We start from the raw sequence: 19,082 nt of genomic DNA on the forward strand, positions 1-19,082 counted from the left end.
ACGCTTGCCCACTCAGCCCGCCAGCCGTATTGCTGAACTGTTGCCGCATAATTGGCAACCGCAGACAGCGATGTAAAAAAACAGGTTAAAGAAAACCGCTGTCAAGATGAGATGGCCGAACGCTTACAGACCAGGCGTCCACACGCAGGTGCATGGGAACGAGGAGGCATAAAAAAACGGGCACAGGCCCGTTTTTTATACTTTTAAATCTTGATTTACTTCAGGTGAGTGCTAACCAGTTTGGTCATTTCAAACATACTGACCTGCTCTTTACCAAAGATTGGGCGCAGTTTGTCGTCGGCATTGATATTGCGACGGTTTTGTGGATCTTGCAGATCATGTTTTTTAATATATTCCCAGATTTTTTTGGTAACTTCTGTACGAGGCAGTGGTGTGCTCCCTACAACGGCGGCCAATTCGGTGCTTGGAGTAAGGGGTTTCATAAACGCTGCGTTTGGTTTGCGTGCAGGTTTTTCCGATTTAGTTGTGGCCATTTTGGGGCTCTCCTTAAAGGCAGGTAGTTATATATAGTGTGTGAAGTAGAGAATAGCGTGTAATAGGATGCTTGCCTAGCATTTTTTAAGTATATTTTGATTCAAATGGTTTTTGAGGCCTTTGTCTGGGCAAATTATGGATAATTAACCATTATTGTCTATTCATGCCTGTTTGAAATCGGATTCAATATCAGTTTCCCGGGTCTGTTAGTAAAATTTGGCAGCAGGGCATTAATACTGGGTAAAGAATACTTATTTTGGTTATAGTGCATGATTATTCCATAGAAATTCTGCTTTTAATATTCAATCATGCAAATTACCGATCATTCAATTACTTTAAAACGCCCCGACGACTGGCATCTGCATTTACGTGACGGGCTGGCCCTTGAGTCTGTTATTGCCGATAGTGCCCGACAATTTGCCCGTGCTATTGTCATGCCGAATTTACGCCCTCCCGTTACGACAGTGGCGCTGGCGGCTGCCTACAAAACAAGAATTGAAAATGCATTGGTAAAAACGGGCTATGAAGGCAAATTCGAGCCACTGATGACTTTATATTTAACCGATAATACATCAGCAGAAGAAATTCAAAAAGCGGCTGAATCAGGCTTTATTCATGCGGTTAAATTGTATCCTGCCGGTGCCACGACCAATTCGGATGCCGGTGTGACCGATTTGCTTGGCAAATGTCGTCCGGCACTTGAGGCATTGCAAAAACATGGGATGCCCCTGTTGGTTCATGGTGAAGTCACTGACCCAACCATAGATCTGTTTGATCGGGAAGCGGTTTTCATTGAGCGTGTCATGATGCCGCTGCGTCGTGATTTTCCTGAGCTGAAAGTGGTTTTTGAGCACATTACCACACAGGAAGGTGCGCATTATGTGCGTGATGCGCAAGGTCCCGTGGCGGCAACCATTACCGCCCATCACCTGCTATATAACCGTAATGCCATCTTTACCGGGGGTATTCGCCCTCACTACTACTGCCTTCCCGTGTTAAAGCGCGAAAAGCATCGTTTGGCCTTGCTCGAGGCGGCCACTAGCGACAGCACGCGCTTTTTCCTGGGTACAGACAGCGCTCCGCATGCCAAAGGCCTTAAAGAGCACGCCTGTGGCTGTGCGGGTTGCTACACAGCCGTACATGCCATGGAGCTTTATGCCACCGCTTTTGAACTGGCTGGCAAGCTGGATAAGCTTGAAGCTTTTGCAAGTCTGAACGGACCTGATTTTTATGGCTTGCCACGCAACCAGACCTCCATCACCCTGGAGCGCACCGAATACAGTATTCCTGCAGAGTTGCCTTATGCCGGCAATACCACCCTGGTTCCTTTGGCAGCTGGTGAAAACCTGAACTGGAAAATGAAATAATCAGGTGACAAGTGCATGGCAATCCCGACGTCTTCATTCCGTCAGGGATTGACAATGCAATAGGACTTGAATGAATGCCTGTTTTGGGTGGGTTAAATGCCCAACCTGAGAAGGCAATAAGCGTTAATGGGCATTGCCTTGACTAAACATAAGACTCAAATTACCGAAGAATGCTACAAGCAGGTAGATGACTATTTCAATCAGCTGTTCCTGAAAGAAGATGTAATTCCTGAAAAAGTGCTTGAGCATTGCAAGAAAAACAATATTCCCGCGATTAATGTGGCGCCCAATCAGGGAAAGCTGCTTCATATGCTAGTCAGTATGAATGGGGCCCGTCGTGTTCTGGAAATTGGCACCTTGGGCGCATACAGTACCGTTTGGATGGGGCTGGCCTTGCCCGACGATGGCCGCCTGGTGACACTGGATTTTGATGAAAATTATATAAAGATTGCCCGTGAAAGCCTGAGTATTGCGGGTTTGCAGGACAAGGTTGAAATCCGGCAAGGAGTTGCTGCCTATACGCTTGCGCAAATGGTGCAAGAGCAGCAAGCTCCCTTTGATTTTATCTTCATCGATGCTGACAAGGAAAACAATCCGGTCTATCTGGAGTATGCCCTGAAGCTGTCGCGGCCGGGTACCGTTATTGTGGCCGATAATGTCGTGCGTCAGGCAAAGATACTGGATGATAGTGGCAAGGCGGATAATATCCGGGGGCTGCGTAGGTTTTTTGATGATATGGTGGGCAACCCCCGTCTAACCGTGACCGCTTTTCAGACCTTGGGCTCTAAAGGCTGGGATGGCCTGGCAATTGCCATTGTCAAGCAATAGCAGCGTCAGGCCAGCCAATATGCCTAGCTGGTTTCTTTCTTGGCTTCCAGCTGTTCCCAGCGGTCAAAAAGCTTAAGCAGTTCATCTTCCAGTTCTTGCAGGCGAAGGTTAATGCCGTTGGCGGTGTCCGAGCCGTCTTTGTACAATTCCGGATCGGAGAGTTTGGCGGTTAGTTCTATCTGTTCCGCTTCCAGTTTGGAAATTTCCTCGGGCAGGGTCTCCAGTTCCTTGAGCTCCCAGCTGGTAATGCGAGAGCGGTTAGGGCGTGGCTTTGGCTGGACAGGGGTGTCAACGGTAGGCGCTTCGGTTTTTTTATCTGTGCTGCCGGGCTTGCCGGCCAGTCTGGCCGCCACGTCTGCGGGCCGCTGTTCAAGCCAGTCATCATAACCCCCCACGTAATCCCGCCACTGTCCATCTCCTTCATAGGCAATCGTTTGGGTGATCACATTATTCAGGAAAGCACGGTCGTGGCTGACCAGTAAAACCGTGCCATTAAAATCTTGTAACAATTCTTCAAGCAGTTCCAGGGTTTCAATATCAAGGTCATTGGTTGGCTCGTCCATAACCAGGACATTGGCAGGCCTGGCAAACAGCCGTGCCAGCAGCAGGCGTGCCCTTTCACCGCCCGACAGGCTGGAAACCGGGGATTGTGCGCGGGCCGGTGAGAACAGGAAATCACCCAGATAGCTCATGACATGTTTGCGCTGCTGACCGATTTCAATCCATTCACTGCCTGGATTGATCACTTCGGTAAGAATGGCATTTTCATCCAGTTGTTCGCGCATCTGGTCAAAATAGGCAATTGACAGGTTGGTACCCAGCTTGACCTTTCCTTCAGTGGGAGAAAGTTTGCCCAGAATGATTTTGAGCAAAGTGGTTTTACCGGCACCGTTGGGGCCAATCAAGCCAATCCGGTCACCGCGCATGATGGTGGTAGAGTAGTTTTTGATAACGGTTTTGTCACCGAAAGTGTGGCTGACGTTTTCCAGTTCAGCCACCAATTTGCCGGATTTCTCACCCATGGAAACGGCCAGGTTGACGTTTCCAACGCGTTCACGGCGTTCACTGCGTTCGCGACGTAATGCTTCAAGGCGTCTGACGCGACCTTCATTGCGGGTACGTCGGGCTTCAACCCCTTTGCGAATCCAGACCTCTTCCTGGGCCAGGAATTTGTCAAAACGTTCATTCTGCAGTTTTTCGGCTTCAAGCCATTCTGCCTTGCGTGCCTGCCATTGACTGAAATTGCCTGGGAAACTGTGTAGCTGGCCGCGATCCAGCTCAATAATGCGAGTGGTTACGGCATCAAGGAAGCGTCGGTCGTGGGTAATGATGACGCAGGCCGAACGACAGCTTTGTATCATTTGTTCAAGCCAGAGAATACCCTCAAAGTCCAGATGGTTGGTGGGTTCGTCAAGGAGTAGTAAATCAGGGTCTTCTATAAAAGCGCGGGCCAGGGCTATGCGTTTTCGGGTGCCGCCAGACAGTCCCTTGACCAGGGCGTCAGGATTCAGGCCCAGTTTTTCAATAATCGCATTGGCACGGGCCGGACGGGCCCAGTCTTCGGAATCAAGGATATTGCCGCAGATGTTTTCATAAACGGTTTGTAAATCGTTAAGGACGGGTTCCTGCTCAACGGTAATGACACGCAGCGAACCCATTCTTGAGATTTCTCCATCATCGGCTTCGGTGCGGCCATCAAGAATGCGCAGCAACGAGGATTTGCCAGCGCCATTGCGGCCGATCAGACCGATTCTTTCGGACTCCTGGATGGTAAGGTTGGCGTTATCGAGCAGGGCGTGGTGGCCATATGCAAGATGAGCATTGATTAACGTGATAAGAGTTTGTGCTGCCATAAAGTAGATCTGAAAAATTGGATAAACGGTTTTTTTATTCTTTTGGGATAAAAGGACTTTAACACCTTTGGCGGGAATAAGTCGGTTAAAATGCTTTTCTGGCAAAGTGGGCTGGGCAATCGCGGGGGTTTTTATCCTCGAGGAACGTCCGGACTCCATAGGGCAGGATAGCGGCTAACAGCCGTCCGGTTGCGCAAGCGGCCGAGGAACAGGGCCACAGAGACGAGACTGCGGCGTGGGCATGCATGTGCACTGATACGGCAACTTCCGTATGGCATTGCCGCAAGGCAATAACGCAGCAGGGTGAAACGCGGTAACCTCTATCCGGAGCAACATCAAATAGGCATGTGTCTGGTTCTGCCAGGAAGGGCGGCTCGTCCAAACATGCGGGTAGATGGCTAGAATGCATCAGCAATGATGCGTCCAGAGGAATGATTGCCAACCAGTTTACTGGTTTACAGAATCCGGCTTATAGGCTCACTTTGTCAGTTCTTTTCTTATAATTCGCAAACCCTCGCCCTTACCGGGTGCTTGGGAAGTGTTTCATGGCAATTTTTCAAAAACTGTTAAGAAATGATAAAAATTAATATACAGTTTTTACGATATTTCTCACCTTACTTTCACTTTGTATTTTAAGAGCTTGATTTCTAAAGGTCTTTCTATTTTCCGTTTTCATCATTTAACGCTAAGTCGTTGTTGTTATTGGAAAAAGTCAATAAATAAAGCTTGACCAAATATCAGCCTTGTCTTAAAGTGGGAAAAAGTAGGGAAATGTGGAAAAAAGTGGGGAAAAAGTGGTTTTCCAGGGAAATAGTGCGCTCACCTTAGATGCCAAGGGACGGATGACCATTCCGGCCCGGTATCGTGACGCCCTGATGGAGTCCGCTCAGGGTGCCCTGACCATTACCCGTAATTTTGATGGCGGCTTGCTTATTTACCCCCGCCCCGTGTGGGAGGAAAAGCGTGAAACCATTATGCAATTGCCCATGTCCGCCCGTCATGTCCAGCGTATGTTATTGGGTAATGCCCAGGATGTGGAAATAGACGGATCAGGGCGGGTACTCATTGCTCCCGAATTGCGCTCTGCCACGGAAATGGTTAAAGACGTTGTTCTGGTTGGCATGGGCAGGCATTTTGATCTTTGGGATGCCCAGGTGTTTGCACATATGCAGGCGGCTGATATGGCCAAGGGTTTACCGGAAAGTTTGGATGATTTTTCATTGTGATGTCAGAAAGTTTCGTACACAAGACCGTGTTGCTTGGAGCAACTGTCAATGCGCTGGTTCACGATGAGTTCAATGTAAAGGCCAAATGGATTCATGATTTGTTGCCGCCGGGCAATAAAGAAGGTGTTTTCGTTGATGGCACGTTTGGGCGGGGTGGGCACAGCCGTTATTTGCTGTCCCAGCTTTCAGCCAATGCAAAACTGTTTGTTTTTGACAAAGATCCCCTGGCCATGGCCTCGGCGCGTCAATTGCAGCAGGAAGATTCCCGGGTGGAAATTATTCATGGTGGCTTTTCTTCAATGGAAGAAGAATTGCGCCAGCGTGGCATTGAGCAGGTTCAGGGTGTTTTATTGGATTTGGGGGTTTCTTCCCCACAGATAGATGATGCATCCAGAGGTTTTTCCTTCATGCGGGAAGGGCCGCTGGATATGCGAATGGATACCAGTCGTGGCTTAACCGCGGCTGAATGGCTGGCACAGGCCAGTATTGAAGAAATGAAGGAGGTTATAAAAAACTATGGCGAAGAACGGTTTGCTTTCCAGATTGCAAAGGCGATTGATCATCGCCGCCAATCCAGCCCTTTGTGCACCACGCTCGAACTTGCCGAGCTCGTCTCAACCGTCGTCCGGACGAGGGAAAAAGGTCAACATCCGGCCACACGCACCTTTCAGGCTATACGGATTCACATCAATCAAGAGCTCGAAGAGCTGGCGAACACCCTCGCGTCACTTTTAAGATTGCTTGCGCCAGGTGGCCGGATGTCAGTGATCAGTTTTCACTCGCTTGAAGACCGGATGGTTAAACAGTGTATTGCGGCAGCGGCCAAGCCGGGTGCCGATTTTGCCCGTTTACCATTGCGCGAAAGCGAAATGCCCCAGCCTGTGCTTAAAAATATGGGCAAGGTGCTGGCTACCCAGGCCGAAGTGGCTGCCAATCCCCGTTCCCGCTCTGCGGTCTTGCGGGTAGCGCAAAGAACCGCAACTGAATTGACGGATGCGGATGCTTTTGTCAGCAGGCCGCTCATGCTGGGTGGTCAGTCTGGCAAGCGGAGAGCATCATGGCGCGCTTAGGTTTATTGCTGCTGGTGGGCTGGTTTGCTTACAGCGCCATTTCCCTGGTGTCGGTCCGATATCAGCAGCGCCTGCTATATGTGGATCTGGGCCGTGCGCAGGCAGTAGAAAATGAACTTGGCATAGATTGGCGTTATTTGCAGCTTGAACGGGCAAAACTTACCACCAATGCACGTATTCAACAAGTCACAACCCAAAAACTGAACATGCAAATTCCGCATATCGGTCAAATTATTTACATCAAAGATTCTGAGCTGGTTAATAACCTGGCCTCACCTGCGGCACAACAGAGTAACCAATAAAAGGGAGGCCAAATGCTTAAGTTCGGCAAAAACAAAATCCCTGAGTTGTTCAAGCGATCCAGAGAAAACGCCTATTCGCGCCATTACAGCAGCCCTGTTTTGCACGTGCAAATCCCAAGATGGCGTGCGCGCGTGCTTTTTGTCCTGATTTCCCTGGGTTTTCTGGCAGTAATTGGCAAGGCCCTGTATATCCAGATCATGAGTACCGAGTTCTTGCAGGCAGAAGGCGAAAAGCGCTTTGAGCGTACTTTACAGTTGCCGGCGACCCGTGGACTTATTACCGACCGTAATGGCGAATTTCTGGCAACCAGCACACCCGCGGTGGCTGTCTGGAGCATTCCCGAGGAAACCAGCAAGGCAAGTGTCCAGCAGCTTGGCGCTTTGGCTAAACTGCTGGATATGCCTTTGAAAGACCTGCAAGAAAGATTGAAGAACCTGGATAAGACATTTGTTTATCTGAAACGGCAGATTCCGACGGACATTGGCAAACAGATCAAAGAGCTGGGGGTTCCCGGCATTCATTCTTTACCCGAGTCCAAGCGCTCTTATCCGCAGGGTCCTGTGACCGCACATGTGGTTGGATTTACCAATATCGAAGACAGGGGAATTGAAGGAATTGAGCTGCAAATGAACGACTCATTGCAGGGCAAGCCGGGTTTGCGCCGGGTATTGCGTGACCGTATCGGGCGTATTATTGAAGATGTCCAGGAAGTGGAACCGGCAACCGACGGTGCAGACGTCATGCTGACCATAGACGGGCATATTCAACTTCTTACTGCGCAGGCCCTGGAAAAAGCCATGAAAAAGCATGAGGCCGAGTCGGCCGGAGCAGTGGTCATTGACACGCAAAATGGCGAAATACTGGCTATGGTCAGTGTGCCATCTTACGATCCTAATGAACAGTCCGAACGTAAAGGTCCCGAACTCAGGAATCGGGTTATTACCGATACCTTTGAGCCAGGGTCCATTATCAAACCACTGGTTGCGGCCCTGGCGCTGGATGCCGGTATCATTACCAAAAATACGCTGTTTAATACGGGTACCGGTTCTTACCGCTATCAGGGGGCTACCATTACCGATGTCAGTTCCCGCAATGGCACGTTGAATGTGTCCGGCATTTTACGCCGCTCAAGCAATATTGGCATGACCATGATTGCCGAACGTTTGCGTTCGGAACAAATGTGGACGGTATTTAATGCCCTGGGTTTCGGACAGGTTCCCAACACCGGTTTTCCCGGTGCGGCTTCGGGGCGTGTCCGGCCATGGGAGCGCTGGAAGCTTATTGAAAAGGCAACCATGTCCTATGGATATGGTTTATCGGTATCCCTGCTGCAAATCGCCAAGGCATTCACAACACTGGCCCGTGACGGAGATATGATTTCCCTGTCATTGATTAAAAATGACAAGAAACCCACCAGTATCCAGATATATAAACCGCAAACGGCCCGTGATGTAAGGGCCATGCTCGAAGAGTCAGCGGGTCCGGAAGGGAATAAAATCCAGGCAATGGTCAATGGCTACCGTATTGGCGGAAAAAGCGGGACCGCAAGGCAAATTGTCAACGGACGGTATAGCCGTTCTGATTACAGGGGCTCATTTGTTGCCGTTGCACCTATTTCAAAACCCAGGGTTGTTGTGGCGGTAACCGTGAACAGACCGAAAAAAGGCGGTTATTACGGTACCCTCACTGCAGGGCCGGTTGCGGCAGAAATCATTGAAGGAACCTTGAAGTACCTGACGGTTCAGCCGGATTTGCCGGTAGAGCCTGCGCTGGAAGCAAAGAACCCGAACACAACAAGCAGGAGAAATCGGGGATGACCGTAGCATTCATATTACATTGGTTAAAACAGCACGTGGCATCCACGGCGCATCTTCAGCTGGATTCCAGGGACATCCGTAAAGGGGATGTCTTTGTTGCCTGCGTGGGTACCTCACAAAATGGTGCTGCATACATTGAGGATGCAATCGTAAAGGGCGCTGCTGTTGTTTTGCTTGAGCAATCCAGTGGTCAGCAGGCTAATGCCGGCTATCCGGTGCCGGTATTGGCCGTGCCGGGTTTACGGCAATTGCTGGGCGAGCTGGGCGATGCCTGGTATGGGCATCCATCAGAACAGGTTTTTGTGATTGCGGTTACCGGCACCAACGGAAAAACCTCTTGCGCCACTTGGTTGGCCAGAGCGCTTACTGCCAATGGCGTGCCGTGTGCCACTATTGGTACCCTGGGCATGGTTTTGCCCGATAACACCAATTTGGGCGGTTCGCTCACGACCCCTGATGTGTTGACCTTGCATCGCTTACTGGCAGAATTGCGAAACCGGGAGATCAATGCCGTGGCCATTGAGGCCTCCTCTATCGGTCTTGATCAGGGGCGCCTGGACGGCTTGCGTATACGTATTGCGGCCTTTTCCAATCTGACTCTTGATCATCTTGATTATCACAAGGACATGGCGCAATACGAACAGGCCAAAATGCGCCTGTTTCATTGGCCCGGTTTGCAGCATGCCGTGATCAACCTGGATGATCCGGCCGGTGAGCGCATGTTCCGTGACTCCCGTGCCGAAAACACGATTGGCTATTCCCTGAAGGGGCATGCAGATGCAAAAATTCTTGCCAAAGAGCACCGTTTTTATGATTACGGACTGGCTTTCGATTTATTCAGCCCGCAAGGTGAAGCACAGGTACTGACACGCCTGCTGGGCGAACACAATATCTCCAATTTACTGCTGGTTGCCGGTGTTTTGCAGGCTATGGGCTGGCAACTGGCCCATATTGTCAAAACCATCTCACTGCTTGAGCCGGTTCCCGGACGCTTGCAGATTGTAAAAGGCCTTGATATAGAAGGTGAAGCAGGGATGCAGCCGTTGGTGGTGGTGGATTACTCGCATACTCCCGACTCGCTGGAGCGCGCACTGGATGCCTTGAGGCCAACTGCCCAGGCCAGGAAAGGTCGGTTGATTTGCGTTTTTGGCTGCGGTGGTGACCGTGATAAAACCAAACGTCCTGTCATGGGGAAAATTGCCTCGCAAAAAGCTGATCTGGTTTATGTGACCAGCGATAATCCCCGTACCGAAAATCCTCAACAGATTCTGGCCGATATCCTTGCCGGCATGCCCGGCTCACCCACTGTCCAGCCTGATCGGGCCAGTGCCATTTTGCAGGCGGTGTTGCATGCCTCGGCCACCGATGTCATCTTGGTGGCTGGAAAAGGGCACGAAACCTATCAGGAAGTCAATCATGTGAAAACCAGTTTTGATGACCGTGAGTGGTCAGTGCTGGCACTTGCATTACGCCATGCCACCGGTGTCTCCACCGATTCGCGCAGTGTTGGTAAAGGGCAGATCTTCATTGCCCTGAAAGGTGAGAATTTTGACGCCCATGATTTTCTGGATAAGGTTCAGCAAACAGGCGCATTGCTGGCGGTTGTCAGCCGTAAAAATCCGGATCTGGATCTGCCCCAGGTATTGGTTGCCGATACGGGCAGGGCGCTTGAGTTGATGGGCAAGGCCTGGCGTTCGCTGTTTGATATTCCGGTTATTGGCGTGGCGGGCAGTAATGGCAAAACAACCACTAAGGAAATGATCGCTTCCATTCTGGCAGCACATGTCGGGCCGGCGCATTGTATTGCCACTAAAGGTAATCTGAACAATCAAATTGGTGTCCCGTTAAGTTTACTTGAGCTCAATAAAAAGCATCTGGCTGCGGTGTTTGAACTGGGGATGAATCACCCGGGTGAAATCCGCATCCTGACCGATCTGGCCAGGCCCACCGTTGGCTTGGTGAACAACGCGCAAAGGGAACACCAGGAGTTCATGCAAACGGTAGAGGCTGTAGCCATTGAAAACGCCGATGTGATCGCCGGACTTGACGCCAGTGGTGTTGCTGTTTTTCCTGCCGATGATCCTTATACTGCCTTGTGGCAGAAAATTGCCGGGAACCGTCGCCGGATTTTATTCGGTTTTGGCGAGCAGGCCGACGTCACCGCCCAAGAGCTGGTTGCCGATATCAATGGCAGCCGTTTTCTGCTGGTGACCCCAGGTGCTTCAGGCAAGGTTTCATTGAATATTCCAGGCCATCACAATGTGCGTAATGCATTGGCAGCCACAGCATGCGCACTGGCCATCGGGATACCTTTAGATACCATTATCATTGGGTTACAAAAATTTAGCCCTGTTAAGGGACGAATGCAGGGATTTGTGCTTTCTGACGGCACAAAACTGCTTGATGACTCGTATAATGCAAACCCTGATTCTGTTCGTGCTGCCATCGATGTCCTGTCACAATTGCCGGGATCCAGGGTTCTGGTTCTGGGTGATATGGCTGAAGTGGGTGAAGATGGTCCGCAAATGCATGCCGAAGTGGGTTTTTATGCCAAAGAAAAAGGTATTGATTACTTGCTGGTTTATGGCAATGCGTCCAGGCAAACCGCACAGGCTTTTGGTTCACAGGCAAAGCATTTTGAAGACATCCATCAGATGGCACCGTACATCAGAACTCTCAAACCGTTAAATATTTTAGTGAAAGGATCACGATCAATGCGTATGGAGCGTGTTATTGCAGACTTGCAAAAAGCTTCATCCATTGAAGGGGAAAAAGATGCTGTATGAGTTATTCGGGTGGCTGTCTACAAGTATAAGTGGCTTCGGTGTATTTGAATATATTACGTTGCGCGCCATGCTGGCATGTGCCACTGCGTTGTTTATTGGCTTGTGGGCCGGCCCGCGCGTCATCCGTAAATTGACGGCGCTTAAAATTGGCCAGGCGGTCAGGGCTTATGGGCCCGAGTCGCATCTGGTCAAGAATGGTACGCCAACCATGGGAGGAGTCCTCATACTCATCGCGATTGGTATCAGTACTTTATTATGGGCAGACTTAAGCAACCGGTTTGTATGGGTGGTGATGCTGGTGACCTTCGGGTTTGGTGCAATTGGCTGGGTTGATGATTATCGCAAAGTGGTTTATCGAAATCCCGAAGGCATGTCCTCGCGGGAAAAGTTTTTCTGGCAGTCATTGATTGGCCTGATTGCATCGGTCTATCTGACATTTGCGGTCTCTGCACCGGCCAATGCCGATTTATGGCCTTTGTTCAAGGAATGGGTCTTAAGTGGTTTCACCATGCCACTGCCTTCCCGTGCCGACCTGATTGTGCCTTTTTTCAAAAGTGTCAGTTATCCGTTGGGCGTATTTGGTTTTGCCGCCTTGACCTGGGCGGTTATCGTGGGTACCAGCAATGCCGTTAACCTGACCGATGGCCTTGATGGCCTGGCGATTATGCCTACCGTCATGGTGGGCGGTGCCTTGGGTATTTTTGCCTATATTGTAGGAAGGGTTGATTACTCCAAATACCTGCTGTTCCCCTATATCCCGGGGGCCTCTGAAATGTTGATTCTGTGTGCCGCCCTGGCTGGTGCCGGTTTGGCCTTCCTGTGGTTCAACGCGTATCCCGCCCAAGTGTTTATGGGCGATGTGGGTGCGCTGGCCCTGGGTGGAATGCTGGGCACGGTTGCTGTCATTGTCCGGCAGGAAATTGTCCTTTTTATCATGGGGGGCGTGTTTGTGGTGGAAACGCTGTCGGTCATGATCCAGGTCATCTGGTTTAAATACACCAAGAAAAAATATGGTACCGGACGCCGGATATTACGGATGGCACCTTTGCATCACCACTTTGAGGTGGGAGGCTGGAAAGAAACCCAAGTGGTGGTTCGCTTTTGGATTATCACGATGATGCTTGTGCTACTTGGTTTGGCAACCTTGAAATTACGATGAATACACAGTCAGAAAATAACGTTTTGTCTTTTCCTTCCTCGGTCCTGGTTCTGGGATTGGGAGAAACCGGTCTTGCTGCCGCTTTATGGTGCCTGCGTAATCGGGCGCGTTTGCGCATTGCCGATACCCGGGCCAACCCGCCCGGCCTTGACAAGCTGGATGCAACCGGGCAGCCCTTTGAAAAATTCCTGGGCGAACAATGTTTTAACGATCAGACACTGGAAGGGGTTGAGGCGATTGTCTTAAGTCCGGGCCTGGTGCCTTCCGAGCCACATCTGGCCCGTTTTCTTGCCCGCGCGGAACAACGGAATATTGAAATACTGGGTGAAATAGAACTGTTTTCCCGCGCACTTTTACAGTTAAGGCAAACACAGGCTTATGAGCCCAAGGTACTGGGGATTACCGGAACGAATGGCAAAACCACGGTAACCACCATGGTTCGGGACATGTTGCAGGAAGCCGGGCTGGTTGCCGTGGCAGCGGGGAATATTAGCCCCTCTGCATTAACCGCCCTGATGACTGCGCTTGATGCCAACGCCTTGCCCGATGTCTGGGTGCTAGAGTTATCCAGTTTTCAGTTGGTAACCGTTAAAACCTTGCAGCCTGACGCTGCGGTCGTGCTGAATATTACCCAGGACCACCTGGACTGGCATGCCAGCCTGCAGGAATACGCCGATTGCAAGGCAAAGCTGCTCAAAATGAGCCAAGTGGCCATTATCAATCGCGATGATGAAATGGTAAGTGCCATGGTTGAGTTTGCCGATGACCTGAATGTGCGCTCTTTTGGTGAAACCGAGCCTGTCCTTGATCAGGATATGGGTCTGGAAGACAGTAATGGCATGTTGTGGTTGGCTGCTTGCAGTGCCGATGAATTTGATTTGCCCGAAACCGGTGGCAGGAGAAAAAAGACCACGGAACGTCCGGTTAGAAAACACGGGGTGCTTAAACGTTTGATGCCGGCAGATGCCATGATGGTGCGAGGCCGGCATAATGCACTGAATGCCTTGGCAGCCATGGCGTTGTGCCGCGTGCTGGGTATTGGATGGACGCCATTGCTGAATGCTTTAAGAAACTATGTGGCCGAACCGCACCGGACCAATTTTGTTCGAAGTATCAAGGGTGTTGACTTCATCAATGACAGCAAGGGAACCAACGTGGGCTCTACGGTCGCTGCCCTGAAAGGCATGGGACGCAAGGTGGTGTTGATTGCAGGTGGTCTTGGCAAGGGTCAGGATTTTTCTCCACTGGTTGCCCCGGTTTCGCGTTTTGCACGGGCCGTCATTCTGATCGGACAGGATGCCCGCGTTATTGAACAGGCCCTGGCGCCCGCAGGTGTCCCTTGTATCCATGCCATATCGCTTGAGGAAGCGGTTAAGGCGGCATTGGATCATGCCCATGAAAATGATGTGGTGATCTTGTCACCCGCCTGCGCCAGCATGGACATGTTCAAAAATTACAATCATCGTGGCAATGCCTTTATAGATGCCGTCAACGAGCTGGCCCTTGAAAACGGAGAAGTTGCATGAGTTTGCTAGCAGAGCTTCGTTCCAGTGTCAGTGCTGTCAAGCCGGGTCGTACGACCATGCGCAATTATGACTTGCTGTTGGGAGTTGCTGTCTCTGCCTTGTTACTGTTTGGTCTGATCATGGTGTTTTCCGCCTCCATTGCGCTGGCCGATGGGCCTAAGTATGCCAACCTGGGCCGTTATTATTTTGCCCTTCGTCATGCAATTTATATCGCTGTTGGCGTGTTCCTGTTTTCCCTTACCCTGACTGTACCCATGAGCTTCTGGGAAAAGTACGCTTTCCGGATTTTCCTGTTGGCAATGCTATTGCTGGTTCTGGTGCTGGTGCCGTTTATTGGCAAAGAGGTCAATGGCGCCTCACGCTGGCTTCCCATTGGCCCAATCAACTTTCAGCCATCTGAATTCATGAAGGTGGCCATGTTGCTCTTTGCCGCCGATTACACGGTTCGTAAACAGAAATACATGCAGGACTTTATTCGTGGTTTTATGCCCATGGCCCTGGCATTGATCGTGGTTGCCACACTGTTGTTGCTTGAGCCCGATCTGGGGGCTTTAATGGTAACGGTATCAATTGCTGTTGGAATCCTGTTTCTTGGGGGCATTAATCTGGGACTTTTTGTTTTTGCGATTGGTGCCCTGGTTGTCTTGTTTGTGTCGATGATTATTTTTGCTCCCTGGCGGCTGGGGCGTATCATGGCTTATCTCGAGCCTTTCCATGAGTCGAATGTGCAATCCAGTGCCTATCAGCTGGTGCACTCCCTGATTGCGATTGGTCGCGGAGAATGGTTTGGGGTTGGTCTGGGATCCAGCATTGAAAAACTGCATTATTTGCCCGAGGCGCATACTGACTTCATTATGGCGGTAGTGGGCGAGGAGCTGGGCTTTGTCGGGATCTTTCTGGTGGTGGTGCTGTTTTTTATCATTGTCAAAAAAAGCTTTGATATTGGCCGTTCAGCCATTGCGATGGACCGAGAATTCAATGGTCTGGTGGCCCAGGGGGTGGGTGTCTGGCTTGGTGTGCAGGCTTTCATCAATCTGGGTGTTTGCCTTGGCTTGTTACCGACCAAAGGGCTTACCTTGCCGCTGGTCAGCTATGGAGGCTCTTCTATCGTCATGAATTTGATTGCGGTCGCCATGCTGATGCGCGTTGATTACGAAGTCCGTCAAATGATGCGTGGCCGGCATGTTAACAAAGAAAGTAAAAGGTCGTACTGATGAAACAGCCAACGTTATTGGTCATGGCTGGTGGAACTGGCGGGCATATTATGCCAGGTCTGGCCGTGGCGCATGAAATGCAGGCTCGTGGTTGGCATATCGTCTGGTTGGGTGATCCATCCAAAATGGAAGGCAAGCTGGTGCCCGCGCATGGCTTTACCCTGGTTCCCATGACTTTTTCAGGGGTTCGCGGCAAGGGCATTGCCGCTATTGCCAAATTACCGTTTACCCTGTTGCAGGCGAGCCTCCAGGCCTGGAAAATCCTGGCCAGGGAAAAACCTTCGGTTGTCCTGGGCATGGGCGGTTATGTGGCTTTCCCGGGTGGTATGATGGCTGCTTTGCGTGGCATTCCTCTGGTGGTTCATGAGCAGAATGCCGTGGCAGGTACTGCCAATAAATGGCTGGCCAAGGTAGCGTCCCGTGTGCTGTCAGGGTTTCCTGGTGTGTTGCCTAAAGGGCAAATGGTGGGCAATCCGGTACGCACCGATTTGCTTGCAACGCCAGGCCCGGCCCAGCGTTACGGGAGCCGTTCGGGTCGTTTGAATATCTTGGTGGTGGGGGGCAGTTTGGGGGCGCACGCCCTGAATACCATTGTGCCCCAGGCCCTGGCCGGTATTGCACCAGATGTACGCCCTCATATCGTGCATCAGTCAGGTACCCAACATCTTGACACACTGGAAAAAACCTATGCCGGATTGGGGGTAGAGGCTGAGTGTGTGGCCTTCATTGCCGATATGGCGGCGGCCATGTCAGCCGCCGATTTGCTTATTTGTCGCGCAGGTGCCATGACGGTCGCCGAGGTGGCTGCGATTGGGGTGGCGGCCCTGTTTATTCCATTGCCACATGCGATTGATGATCATCAAACGGCCAATGCTCAGTGGCTTGTCCGTGAAAAAGCGGCATGGACCAAAGCGCAAAAAGAATTATCAGCCGAATGGCTGTCATCCTGGTTACAGGATAAAACACGTGATGAATTGCAGGCCGTTGCCGAGAAGGCAAGGCAATGTGCACGAACTGACGCCACACAGCTTATTGCCGATGTGTGCGCCAGTGTAGTTAAGGATAAAACATGAAACACAGGATAAGAAATATCCATTTTGTTGGCATTGGTGGCTCTGGCATGAGCGGCATCGCCGAGGTATTGCTCAATCTGGGCTATCGTATCAGTGGCTCCGATTTGCAGGAGTCTGCGGTTACGCGACGTTTGGCCAGTCTGGGCGCAATCATCCATATCGGGCATCAGGCAGAAAACGTGCAAGCGGCCGACGCGATTGTGACCTCAACAGCGGTAGCCAACAGCAACCCTGAAGTGCTTGCCGCCCGGGCCCGGCAAATTCCAGTGGTGCCACGGGCCATCATGCTGGCTGAATTAATGCGTCTGAAACGAGGTATCGCGATTGCCGGCACGCATGGCAAAACCACCACCACCAGCCTGGTGGCAAGTGTGCTGGCTGCAGCAGGCCTGGACCCGACTTTTGTGATTGGCGGGCGTCTGAATTCGGCCGGTGCCAATGCGCGTCTGGGGCAGGGTGATTATATTGTTGTGGAAGCTGATGAGTCGGATGCTTCGTTTTTGAATTTGTTGCCGGTCATGGCCATCATTACCAATATTGATGCCGATCACATGGACACCTACAGTCATGATATTGCCCGGTTGCGCAGCGCCTTTGTGGAGTTCACCCAGCGCCTGCCGTTTTATGGCAGTGCGATCCTGTGCAACGATGATGATAATGTCCGTAAAATCATTCCCTTCATTTCCCGTCCGGTCACTACCTATGGGTTCAGCGATGATGCCCATTTTCAGGCAGTCAAGGTTAGGGCTGAGGGCACCATGATGTGCTTTGACGTCATTCGCCGTATCAGGGTTGATGAGTGGTTGCCAACCTTAAGCATTACCCTGAACTTGCCGGGACGGCATAATGTGTTGAATGCCCTGGCTGCGATTGCCGTGGCAACCGAGCTGGATCTACCCGATGAGGCCATTGTTTCAGCTTTAAAAGGATTTAACGGTGTTGGGCGCCGGTTTTCCTATACGGGTGACTTCAATATTCCCGAAGAAAAAGGGGGTGGCCATTTTACGGTGATTGATGATTATGGACATCATCCGGTGGAAATGGCCGCGACCATCGAGGCGGCGCGCGGTGCCTGGCCTGACCGTCGTCTGGTGCTGGCCTTTCAGCCGCATCGTTATACCCGCACACGCGATTGCTTTGAAGATTTCGTTAAAGTATTAAATAGTGCCGATGCAGTTGTACTGACTGATGTTTACGCTGCAGGCGAGACACCGATTGTGGCCGCCGATGGCCGTGCCCTGGCCCGTGGAATTCGTGTGGCGGGAAAACTGGAACCGGTTTTTATTGAAAATGTAAGTGAAATGCCACAGGCAATTATTGATTTTGTCAGGGATGGCGATGTTGTGGTGGTCATGGGGGCGGGCTCGATTAGCAAGGTTCCCGGGCAAATAGGAGAATTGGCATGATACATGAATTTGGCAAAGTCGGTATTTTGTATGGCGGCCATTCAGCCGAGAGAACCGTTTCCCTGCAATCGGGTGAAGGCGTTTTGTCAGCCTTGCAAAGCAAGGGGATAGATGCCCACCTGTTTGATACCAGTGTGCACAGTCTGGCAGCGTTGGCGGCACAGAATTTTGATCGTGTTTTTATTGCACTGCATGGGCGTTACGGAGAAGATGGCACGCTTCAGGGGGTGCTTGAGTTATTGGGCATTCCTTATACCGGTAGCGGTGTAATGGCCTCAAGCCTGGCAATGAATAAAATCATGACCAAGCGAATCTGGCTTGAGCAAGGATTGCCAACGCCTAAATACAAAGTGATCAAAAACCTGGCAGATACCGATGCCGCTTATGCTGAACTGGGTCTGCCCCTGATTATCAAGGCGCCACATGAGGGGTCAACCTTGGGGCTGTATAAGGTCAGCCAGCCGGATGAATTGCATGAAGCCTTCAATCAGGCAAGTAATTTTGATCATGAACTATTGGCCGAGCAGTTTGTAGTGGGCCGTGAACTTACTATTCCCGTGGTAGGCAAGGGGGACGATGCCCGGGCTTTGCCAGTGATTGAAATTTTTGCTCCTGACGGCAATTATGATTTTGAGCACAAATACATTTCAAACGATACGCGTTATGAGTGTCCGGCCAATTTGGCTCCCGAGCTGGCCAGCAGGATTCAGGAAATTTCCGTGCAGGCCTATCGGGCCATTGGATGTGAAGGATGGGCCCGCGTCGATATTATGCTTGATGCGCAAAACCAGCCCTGGTTGCTTGAAATCAACACATCTCCGGGCATGACCAGTCATTCCCTGGTACCCATGGGGGCGAAAGCGGAAGGGATGAGTTATGCCGACTTGTGTGTATTCATCCTGTCGCAGGCATCGTGCAAAATACACAGGCCCATGCCTGAAAACGGATAACAGGGATGT

15 protein-coding genes and 1 other RNA gene are annotated in these 19,082 nt (G+C 51.0%); 14 read left to right on the top strand and 2 right to left on the bottom strand.

Annotated elements, in window-relative coordinates:
* Nucleotides 1–215 precede the first annotated feature (215 nt).
* Entirely contained in the window at nt 216–494 is a 279-nt protein-coding gene (locus IE074_RS10310) for an SWIB/MDM2 domain-containing protein (protein ID WP_169295376.1), read from the bottom strand.
* A gap of 309 nt (nt 495–803) precedes the next feature.
* On the opposite strand from IE074_RS10310, the gene pyrC reads away from it, so the two are divergent.
* Nucleotides 804–1,862 carry a dihydroorotase gene (gene pyrC / locus IE074_RS10315; RefSeq protein ID WP_189385390.1) on the top strand — a complete coding sequence of 353 codons (1,059 nt, stop codon included), beginning with the start codon at nt 804–806 and terminating at the stop codon, nt 1,860–1,862.
* 138 nt (nt 1,863–2,000) lie between these two features.
* Nucleotides 2,001–2,690: an O-methyltransferase gene (locus IE074_RS10320; RefSeq protein WP_229793987.1), complete on the top strand. Its 690-nt coding sequence runs from the start codon at nt 2,001–2,003 to the stop codon at nt 2,688–2,690.
* A 23-nt stretch (nt 2,691–2,713) separates the two neighbouring features.
* On the opposite strand, the gene IE074_RS10325 is transcribed toward IE074_RS10320, so the two are convergent.
* On the bottom strand, nt 2,714–4,543 hold the full coding sequence (locus IE074_RS10325) for an ATP-binding cassette domain-containing protein (RefSeq protein WP_189385392.1): 1,830 nt from the start codon (nt 4,541–4,543) through the stop codon (nt 2,714–2,716).
* Between the two features lie 103 nt (nt 4,544–4,646).
* Here IE074_RS10325 and rnpB point away from each other — a divergent pair.
* The 12 genes from rnpB to IE074_RS10385 all read left to right on the top strand — a co-directional run bounded on the left by rnpB (nt 4,647) and on the right by IE074_RS10385 (nt 19,073).
* Nucleotides 4,647–5,031, top strand: an RNA gene (gene rnpB / locus IE074_RS10330) — RNase P RNA component class A.
* 285 nt (nt 5,032–5,316) lie between these two features.
* The gene (gene mraZ, locus IE074_RS10335; RefSeq protein WP_189385393.1) at nt 5,317–5,769 is read left to right on the top strand and encodes a division/cell wall cluster transcriptional repressor MraZ; all 453 of its coding nucleotides are present in this window, start codon (nt 5,317–5,319) and stop codon (nt 5,767–5,769) included.
* Entirely contained in the window at nt 5,769–6,839 is a 1,071-nt protein-coding gene (gene rsmH / locus IE074_RS10340) for a 16S rRNA (cytosine(1402)-N(4))-methyltransferase RsmH (protein WP_189385394.1), read from the top strand. Before mraZ ends, rsmH begins: the two co-directional genes overlap by 1 nt.
* The gene (gene ftsL / locus IE074_RS10345) at nt 6,827–7,141 is read left to right on the top strand and encodes a cell division protein FtsL (protein WP_189385395.1); all 315 of its coding nucleotides are present in this window, start codon (nt 6,827–6,829) and stop codon (nt 7,139–7,141) included. The genes rsmH and ftsL overlap by 13 nt, the downstream gene beginning before the upstream one ends.
* Before the next feature lie 12 nt (nt 7,142–7,153).
* Nucleotides 7,154–8,959 (top strand): peptidoglycan D,D-transpeptidase FtsI family protein, encoded by a 1,806-nt coding sequence (locus IE074_RS10350; protein WP_189385396.1) that lies wholly within the window; start codon nt 7,154–7,156, stop codon nt 8,957–8,959.
* Entirely contained in the window at nt 8,956–11,745 is a 2,790-nt protein-coding gene (gene murF, locus IE074_RS10355; protein ID WP_189385397.1) for a bifunctional UDP-N-acetylmuramoyl-L-alanyl-D-glutamate--2,6-diaminopimelate ligase MurE/UDP-N-acetylmuramoyl-tripeptide--D-alanyl-D-alanine ligase MurF, read from the top strand. The genes IE074_RS10350 and murF overlap by 4 nt, the downstream gene beginning before the upstream one ends.
* Nucleotides 11,735–12,904 carry a phospho-N-acetylmuramoyl-pentapeptide-transferase gene (mraY, locus tag IE074_RS10360; protein ID WP_189385398.1) on the top strand — a complete coding sequence of 390 codons (1,170 nt, stop codon included), beginning with the start codon at nt 11,735–11,737 and terminating at the stop codon, nt 12,902–12,904. The genes murF and mraY overlap by 11 nt, the downstream gene beginning before the upstream one ends.
* On the top strand, nt 12,901–14,430 hold the full coding sequence (gene murD / locus IE074_RS10365; RefSeq protein ID WP_189385399.1) for a UDP-N-acetylmuramoyl-L-alanine--D-glutamate ligase: 1,530 nt from the start codon (nt 12,901–12,903) through the stop codon (nt 14,428–14,430). The genes mraY and murD overlap by 4 nt, the downstream gene beginning before the upstream one ends.
* On the top strand, nt 14,427–15,644 hold the full coding sequence (gene ftsW, locus IE074_RS10370) for a putative lipid II flippase FtsW (RefSeq protein WP_189385400.1): 1,218 nt from the start codon (nt 14,427–14,429) through the stop codon (nt 15,642–15,644). The genes murD and ftsW overlap by 4 nt, the downstream gene beginning before the upstream one ends.
* Nucleotides 15,644–16,717, top strand: coding sequence for an undecaprenyldiphospho-muramoylpentapeptide beta-N-acetylglucosaminyltransferase (gene murG, locus IE074_RS10375; RefSeq protein ID WP_189385401.1), 1,074 nt, complete (start codon nt 15,644–15,646; stop codon nt 16,715–16,717). Before ftsW ends, murG begins: the two co-directional genes overlap by 1 nt.
* Complete coding sequence (gene murC, locus IE074_RS10380; RefSeq protein ID WP_189385402.1) at nt 16,714–18,123, top strand: UDP-N-acetylmuramate--L-alanine ligase; 1,410 nt, start codon at nt 16,714–16,716, stop codon at nt 18,121–18,123. Before murG ends, murC begins: the two co-directional genes overlap by 4 nt.
* A complete protein-coding gene (locus tag IE074_RS10385) occupies nt 18,120–19,073 on the top strand; it encodes a D-alanine--D-alanine ligase (RefSeq protein WP_189385403.1) in 954 nt (317 codons plus the stop codon). The genes murC and IE074_RS10385 overlap by 4 nt, the downstream gene beginning before the upstream one ends.
* Nucleotides 19,074–19,082 lie beyond the last annotated feature (9 nt).

It is taken from the genome of Advenella faeciporci, from assembly GCF_014652395.1.
GTDB lineage: Bacteria > Pseudomonadota > Gammaproteobacteria > Burkholderiales > Burkholderiaceae_B > Advenella > Advenella faeciporci.

Coding starts and splice junctions, on each gene's coding strand:
- IE074_RS10310 (WP_169295376.1), bottom strand. CDS start 494: ATGGCCACAACTAAATCGGAAAAACCTGCACGCAAACCAAACGCAGCG.
- IE074_RS10325 (WP_189385392.1), bottom strand. CDS start 4,543: ATGGCAGCACAAACTCTTATCACGTTAATCAATGCTCATCTTGCATAT.
- ftsL (WP_189385395.1), top strand. CDS start 6,827: ATGGCGCGCTTAGGTTTATTGCTGCTGGTGGGCTGGTTTGCTTACAGC.
- murD (WP_189385399.1), top strand. CDS start 12,901: ATGAATACACAGTCAGAAAATAACGTTTTGTCTTTTCCTTCCTCGGTC.
- murF (WP_189385397.1), top strand. CDS start 8,956: ATGACCGTAGCATTCATATTACATTGGTTAAAACAGCACGTGGCATCC.
- IE074_RS10350 (WP_189385396.1), top strand. CDS start 7,154: ATGCTTAAGTTCGGCAAAAACAAAATCCCTGAGTTGTTCAAGCGATCC.
- ftsW (WP_189385400.1), top strand. CDS start 14,427: ATGAGTTTGCTAGCAGAGCTTCGTTCCAGTGTCAGTGCTGTCAAGCCG.
- rsmH (WP_189385394.1), top strand. CDS start 5,769: ATGTCAGAAAGTTTCGTACACAAGACCGTGTTGCTTGGAGCAACTGTC.
- murC (WP_189385402.1), top strand. CDS start 16,714: ATGAAACACAGGATAAGAAATATCCATTTTGTTGGCATTGGTGGCTCT.
- IE074_RS10385 (WP_189385403.1), top strand. CDS start 18,120: ATGATACATGAATTTGGCAAAGTCGGTATTTTGTATGGCGGCCATTCA.
- mraY (WP_189385398.1), top strand. CDS start 11,735: ATGCTGTATGAGTTATTCGGGTGGCTGTCTACAAGTATAAGTGGCTTC.
- murG (WP_189385401.1), top strand. CDS start 15,644: ATGAAACAGCCAACGTTATTGGTCATGGCTGGTGGAACTGGCGGGCAT.
- pyrC (WP_189385390.1), top strand. CDS start 804: ATGCAAATTACCGATCATTCAATTACTTTAAAACGCCCCGACGACTGG.